This is a genomic window from Pseudomonas sp. R62 (genome assembly GCF_000257605.1).
GTDB classification, from domain to species: Bacteria; Pseudomonadota; Gammaproteobacteria; order Pseudomonadales; family Pseudomonadaceae; genus Aquipseudomonas; species Aquipseudomonas atacamensis.
In genome coordinates, this window is record NZ_JH635999.1 from 913,269 (window position 1) to 919,520 (window position 6,252).

At 63.2% G+C, this 6,252-nt stretch carries 5 protein-coding genes; 2 read left to right on the forward strand and 3 right to left on the reverse strand.

The features are described from left to right. Positions 1–1,191: sigma-54-dependent Fis family transcriptional regulator (locus tag OQK_RS22510; protein WP_016774397.1), on the forward strand; the 1,191-nt coding region annotated here is incomplete at its 5' end. Between the two features lie 238 nt (positions 1,192–1,429). After that, complete coding sequence (locus OQK_RS22515) at positions 1,430–2,026, forward strand: trypsin-like peptidase domain-containing protein (RefSeq protein WP_125916053.1); 597 nt, start codon at positions 1,430–1,432, stop codon at positions 2,024–2,026. Here OQK_RS22515 and OQK_RS22520 read toward each other — a convergent pair whose 3' ends face one another. The 3 genes from OQK_RS22520 to OQK_RS22530 all read right to left on the reverse strand — a co-directional run. Continuing rightward, positions 2,027–3,214, reverse strand: a complete 1,188-nt coding sequence (locus OQK_RS22520) for an HlyD family type I secretion periplasmic adaptor subunit (RefSeq protein ID WP_370593533.1) — start codon at positions 3,212–3,214, stop codon at positions 2,027–2,029. A gap of 5 nt (positions 3,215–3,219) precedes the next feature. Further along, positions 3,220–5,382 (reverse strand): type I secretion system permease/ATPase, encoded by a 2,163-nt coding sequence (locus OQK_RS22525; RefSeq protein WP_016774400.1) that lies wholly within the window; start codon positions 5,380–5,382, stop codon positions 3,220–3,222. Then, positions 5,379–6,252 (reverse strand): TolC family protein (locus OQK_RS22530; protein WP_016774401.1); only part of this gene is annotated, 874 nt, incomplete at its 5' end. The genes OQK_RS22530 and OQK_RS22525, both read right to left, overlap by 4 nt.

The following is a 6,252-nucleotide window of genomic DNA, read 5'->3' on the forward strand; positions in this document are numbered from 1 at the left end:
CTGGGTGAAGGCCTGCTCAGCTTCGACGAGAGTGCGCGGATCTGTTCGGTGAATGCGGCGGCGCTGGATCTGTTGGGCCTGAGCCGCGAGCAGATGGTCGGGCAGTCGTTGACCATGTTGCTGGAAACGCCGATGGAACAGTTGCTCGATCAGGCCAGTGCTCAGGCGCACGTCTGCTGGCCGATGCGCCTGGCCGACGGGCGCTTGTTCTACGGCCAGTTGCGCGAACCGATCCGCTCCGCGCCGTTGACCCTTGCGCCTGTCCCGCCAATCAAGGATGAGCGCGTGTGCCTGGAAGACCCGCGCCTGCAACGCGGATTCGCCCGCGCACTCCGTGTACTGGAGCGCGACGTGCCGGTGTTTCTGCAAGGTGAAACCGGCACCGGCAAGGAGGCCTTTGCGGCAGCGCTGCATCGCGCCAGCTCCCGCGCCGGCCAGCCGTTTGTCGCGATCAACTGCGCGGCGATCCCCGAGACGCTGATTGAAAGCGAGCTGTTCGGCTATCGCGGCGGCAGCTTCACCGGCGCGCGCAAGGACGGCATGGTCGGCAAGCTTGAGCAGGCCCATGGCGGCATTCTGTTTCTCGACGAAATCGGCGACATGCCCCTCGCGCTACAGACCCGTCTGCTGCGCGTACTCGAAGAGCGCCAGGTCGTGCCGCTGGGCAGCGCAACGCCGCGACCGCTTGATGTACGCCTGATCAGCGCCAGTCACCAGAATCTGCCAGCCTGCGTGGCCGACGGACGCCTGCGCGAGGACCTGTTCTATCGCATTGGCGGTTTCGCCGTGGAACTGCCGCCGCTGCGCGAGCGTTCCGACAAGGGCCGTCTGCTCGACCTGCTGCTGCGCGAAGAAGCGGCGGGCGCCACTGTGCGGCTGCAAGCGGGAGTTCGAGAGCGCTTGCTGGCGCAGCCCTGGCCGGGCAATGTCCGGCAACTGCGCACCTGTTTGCGGACGTTGGTGGCGTTGGCAGTGGAAGGCCGGGTCACGCTGGAGGACGTGCACGAGTTACTGCCCGCAAGTGACGACCAACCTGTTGACGATCCATTGGGCGTATCCGAACGGCAAACTCTGCTCAGCATGATCGAAGCTGAACACTGGCATGTCGCGCGAGTTGCCCGTCGTCTGGGGATTAGCCGCAATACCCTGTACCGCAAGCTTCGTCAGCATGGGATCACTCGACCTGGTTGAAGACAATCGCGATCATTTGCGTTCATTCGCTGTTGATTGCGCGTATTGCCTGGAAATCGCTTGGATCCAATCATTAACTCACTATATCGCATGCCGACAAGCGGTAGGCTGAGCCTATTGCTAGAAGTGATGGCGCAATGACATATTGCAGCACCTTTCCTCACTTCAAGATGTACCGAAAATGCGCCCCCTCAAGTCACTTGTTGCAGCGTCGTTGCTGCTCAGCGGGTGCAATGGAATGCCAGTCGCTTTTGTTCAGGATCCTGTTTTAGACCAAGCCTTTGTCGTCCACTCCGGCGCGCCTTTGCCTTACCTGCTGATGGGTTCGGCTGTGCAATGGAATGAAGACTTCGCCGTGACGGTGAAGCACATTCCTTACTTGTCGGGCACGGTTTTCCAAGGGCAGGCAGACGTGCAGTTTTTCCGTCACAAGGCCAATAGCGTGCCGGCGTGGCGCGGCTACAAGCCGGGCGAGGAGCTGACTTCGGTGGGGTTCAATTCGCTGTACATGTCGGTCAAGGGCACCGGCCAGGCGTTGCCGGCCATGGTTCGCCTCGACGTCAAAGAGGGCAACGTGCTTTACGGCACCCACAATGGCGCGCTGGCCAAAGGCATGTCCGGCGGACCGGTGTTTTCCGCCGATGGCAAAGTGGTTGGCATCAACGTGGCGTTTCTCACCCGTGACGACGTCAGCCGCCTCAAGCGCAAAGACTTGCTCGATCAACCGCGCGTAAGCATCTTTTTGCCGTACGCGGAGATCAATCGCGAGTGGTCGCGCTATCAGGCCAGCATCACTCCAACGACGCCACCAGCGACCAAACTGGCCAGCCGCTGATCAGCGTTCGCGCAACGCTTCGCGGGCGCGGTTGAGTGGTTTGATCAGGTAGTCGAGCACGGTTTTTTCGCCGGTACGGATGTCCACCGTGGCGATCATCCCGGGCACGATGGCGAAGCGTTTGCCGGCCTTGTTGCGCAGTTCATCCGAAGCGGTACGGATGAACACGCGGTAGTAGAAGATTTCCGGCTTGGCTTCGTCCTGAATCGTGTCCGGCGAGATCGTCACCACCTCGCCGTCGAGGCTGCCGTAGATCGAATAGTCATAGGCGGTAATTTTCACTTTCGCCGCCTGGCCCGGGTGAATGAAGGCGATGTCGCGCGGCGAGATGCGCGTCTCGATCAGCAGTTGTTCATCGAGCGGCACGATCTGCATGACCTGGCCGTTGGGCGCAATGACGCCGCCAATCGTGCTGACCTCGATGTCCTTGACGATGCCGCGCACCGGCGAGCGCAGGGTCAGGCGCGACAGTGAATCGGTGCGCCCACGGATCACCGCTTCGAGCATCTGCGCTTCAGCGTTGGCCTTGGCCAGGTCTTCGCGGGCGCGGACCATGTAATCGGAGCGGGCTTCGGTGGCCTTCAATTCCAGCTCCGAGCGTTGACGGGTCAGGCGCAGCACTTCAACCCGGCTCGAGGCGCCGATCTTCGCCAGGTTTTCAGTGATCGCCAGTTCGCTGCGCACCAGTTTCAGCGAGCTCTGAATACCGTCGAGGGTTTCCGCCAGCCCTTTGCGCCGGGTCTGGTAGAGCTCGGTTTCGGCGCGGATCAGGTCAGGAAACTCCTGCAGCGATGCGTCGAAGGTCAGGGGCTTTTCGCTGACTTCGGCCTGCAAGCGGTTGACGCTGGCCAGCGCCGCGCGGTACTTGGCCGCGCTTTCGCCGACGTTGGACTGGTTCTTCACCGGGTCCAATTGCGCGAGGATCTGCCCGCGCTCGACCAAAGCACCTTCGCTGACATTGAGCTGCTCAAGAATGCCGCCCTCCATCGACTGAATCACCTGCTCGCGCGAGCTCGGCACCACTTTGCCGGTGCCGGTCGAGACTTCGACGATTTCAAACCACGCGGCCCAGGCAATGAAGCAGGCGAGCATCAGCGCGCAACCCCAGATCACCTTTGCGCCACCGGCAAGAGCGCGCTCATCGCGGCCGTCGAGGTAGGACATCGGGTCCGGCACGTCGGTCATCATCGGCTTCATACCGCCACTCCTTTACCCGGTGCGCGCAGCCGCGCCAATGCCGCGTCGCGGTGGTCGTCGATGACGATACGTCCGTTGTCGAGGACGATGATCCGCTCGACCAGTTGCAACACACTGACCCGATGCGTGGCGACCACCAGCGTTCGGCCCTGGGTCCAGGTCGCGAGTTTTTCCAGCAGCAGACGCTCGGTGACGTCATCGAGCGCGGCCGTCGGTTCGTCGAGCAACAGCACTTGTGGCTGACGGATCAACAAGCGTGACAGCAACAGGCTTTGACGCTGACCTCCGGACAAACCCAGGCCGCCCTCAAGCACCAGGTGATCCATGCCTTTGGGCAGCTCCCGAACAAAGTCCAGCGCACCGGTAACGGTCAGCGCGGCGATGATTTCCTGATCGCTGGCCTGACCGGCGCCGAGGGTGATGTTGTCGCGCAAGGTGCCATGAAACAGTCGCGCCTGTTGCGACAGCAGGCCGACGTCGCGGCGCAGGTCGGCCGGATCCAGATGCGCGAGGGCGATGCCGTCCAGGGTGGTTTCACCGCTGCTCAGATCCATCGCGCCGCCCAGTGCTTGCAGCAACGTCGACTTGCCGGCGCCGTTGCGGCCGAGCAGGGCGATGCGCTCGCCGGGGCGAATGCTCAGGTCGATGTTGTTGAGTGCCGGGGACGATTCCTCGCTGTAGCGAAAACTGGCCTGACGCATGCGGTAGTCGCCGCGAATCGCCGGCAAGTGCACGCGCTGGCTGCCTTCGGGATGATCCACCGGCATCTGCATGATCCGGTTCAAGCCTTCGAGCGCGACCTTGGCCTGCTGCCATCGGGTGAGTACGTGGGTCAGTTGCGCCATCGGCCCCATCATCCGCGACGACAGAATCGACGCCGCGACCAGACTGCCGGTGGTCAGGTCGCCGGCAATCACCATCGGCGCGCCGAACACGATGACCACTGCGAACACTCCGCCCTGCACGTTCTGCGTCCACGCCACCAGGCTGTTGGTCAGGGTGCGCAGGCGCAGGCTGCTGTCCGCCGAGGCGGCGTTGTACTGGTTCCATTGTTGCTGGAAACGCTGCTCGGCCTGCAATGCCTTGATGTCGTCGAGGCCCTGAATACTCTCTACCAGCATGGCGTTGCGCAGCGCCGCTTCACGCATCGACGCATTGGCCAGTCGCGCCAGACGCGGTTGCGCGATGATCCCGGGCAGCAACATGAACACCAGCGCCACCAGTGGAATCAGCACCAGTGGCCCGCCGATCAAATAGAACACCAGCAGGAACAGCAGGAAAAACGGCATGTCCGCCAGTGCCGTGGCAGTGCTGGAGGTGATCAGATCGCGGATCTGCTCCAGCTCGCGCAACTGCGAAATGAACGAACCGGTGGACTTCGGCCGCGCGGAATTGCGCAGACGCAAGGCGTGGCCAAAGACCAGATCGGAGACGCGCAAGTCGGCGCGCTTGCCCAGCACATCAGTGATGCGCAGACGCAGAATGCGCATGACGAAATCGAACAGCAGCGCCAGCACCACCCCGCCGAACAACACGTACAGGGTCGGCAGCGACTCGGCCGGAATCACCCGGTCGTACACCTGCATGGAAAACAGCACCCCGGCCATGCCCAGCAGATTCGCGACCAGTGAGGCGATCATCACTTGGCTGTAGGGCCGCAGATCGGTGAGGACGATGCGCCGGAACCAGTGCTCGTCGTAGGGCTTGATGTAATCGTTGGTGCGCACGTCGGCCACCGGTTGCGTCGGACGCAGAATCACCGTGCGCAATGCCTGTTCGGCGAGCGCGCCAGCCTCCATGCGGCTCTGCAAACCTTGATCGCCACTGAAGCAGATGCCCAGCTCGCCGGTTTCGCCGATGCTTTCGAGCACGCCGACCTGACCGTCACGCAGTTGCACCACCAGCGGCGTGCGCCAGCGGCTCAGGCTCTTGTTGTCGAATACCGCGAATTTCACGCTCAAACCGGCCTGACGCGCCATGTGCCGAACCACTTCTTCGACGCGGCCTTCGCTGTGCACCGAGGCCAGGCGCACGCTTTCCGGCGAGACGTCGAGTCGGTAGTGGCGGGCGACCTTGAGCACGGCTTCCAGCCACGGTGAATAATCTTCGCGAGCTTCGGCAGCGGCGGGTTCGGGAACAGTGATGCTGGCATCGGTCATGGCAGGATCTCGACATTCTGGATGGCGCTGTGGTCGATGCCGAAGACCCGGCGAATCGCACCGCTGTTGTAGAAGCAGTCGATCTGCAGGCGTTGCAGATCAGCCTGGGTGTTTACCAGATCGAAGCGCGACTGATGGATTTCCTGCTCGGCGTTGAGCAGGTCGAGCAGCGGCCGCGTGCCCAGTTCCAGGTACTGGCGGCCATACAACATGCGCGCCTCGGTGATGCTGGTCTGGCGAAATTCCAGCGAGCGCAGCCGCCGGTTCAGGCCCGAGGTTTGCGCCTGGGCTTCGGCCAGACCCTGGCGCGCTTGCAGACGGGCGAAGTCTTCGGCCGAATCCGCTGCGGTCAGCGCATGCCCGGCGGCGCGGCTGCGCGCACTGATCGCACCGCCCTGATAGATCGGCACTTCGAGGTTGAGGAAGATCCCGACCTGAGTGCGATCGGCGCGCGAGTTCTGATCGTCGTAGTGGCCGTCCAGGTATTGGTTGACCGACGGTTGCAGCGACAGGGTCGGGTAGGCCTCGGCTTTGGCCTGGGCCAGTTCGGCCTGGGCCTGAGTGCGTTGCGCGGCGGCCTGAAGGACGGCGGGCAGGGTGTCGGAGATCTGCGAGGCGTCGCAGGCCTGAGTCAATGTCGGCGCGGCGGCGTCGCTGACTGCCGGCGGCGTGCGCCGTCCAAGCAAGCTGGTCAGCGTCGCTTGCCAGCGTGCGTATTGCGCCTTGAATTCCTGCAACGTCGCTGTCGCGCCTTCGGCCCGGGACTGTGCCTGGACCATATCGGAGCGGGTGCTGGCGCCCATGTCGCTGCGTTGCTTGGCCAGGTCAACGATGCCGCCGATGCCCTGAATCTGCTCGCGCGCAACCTCG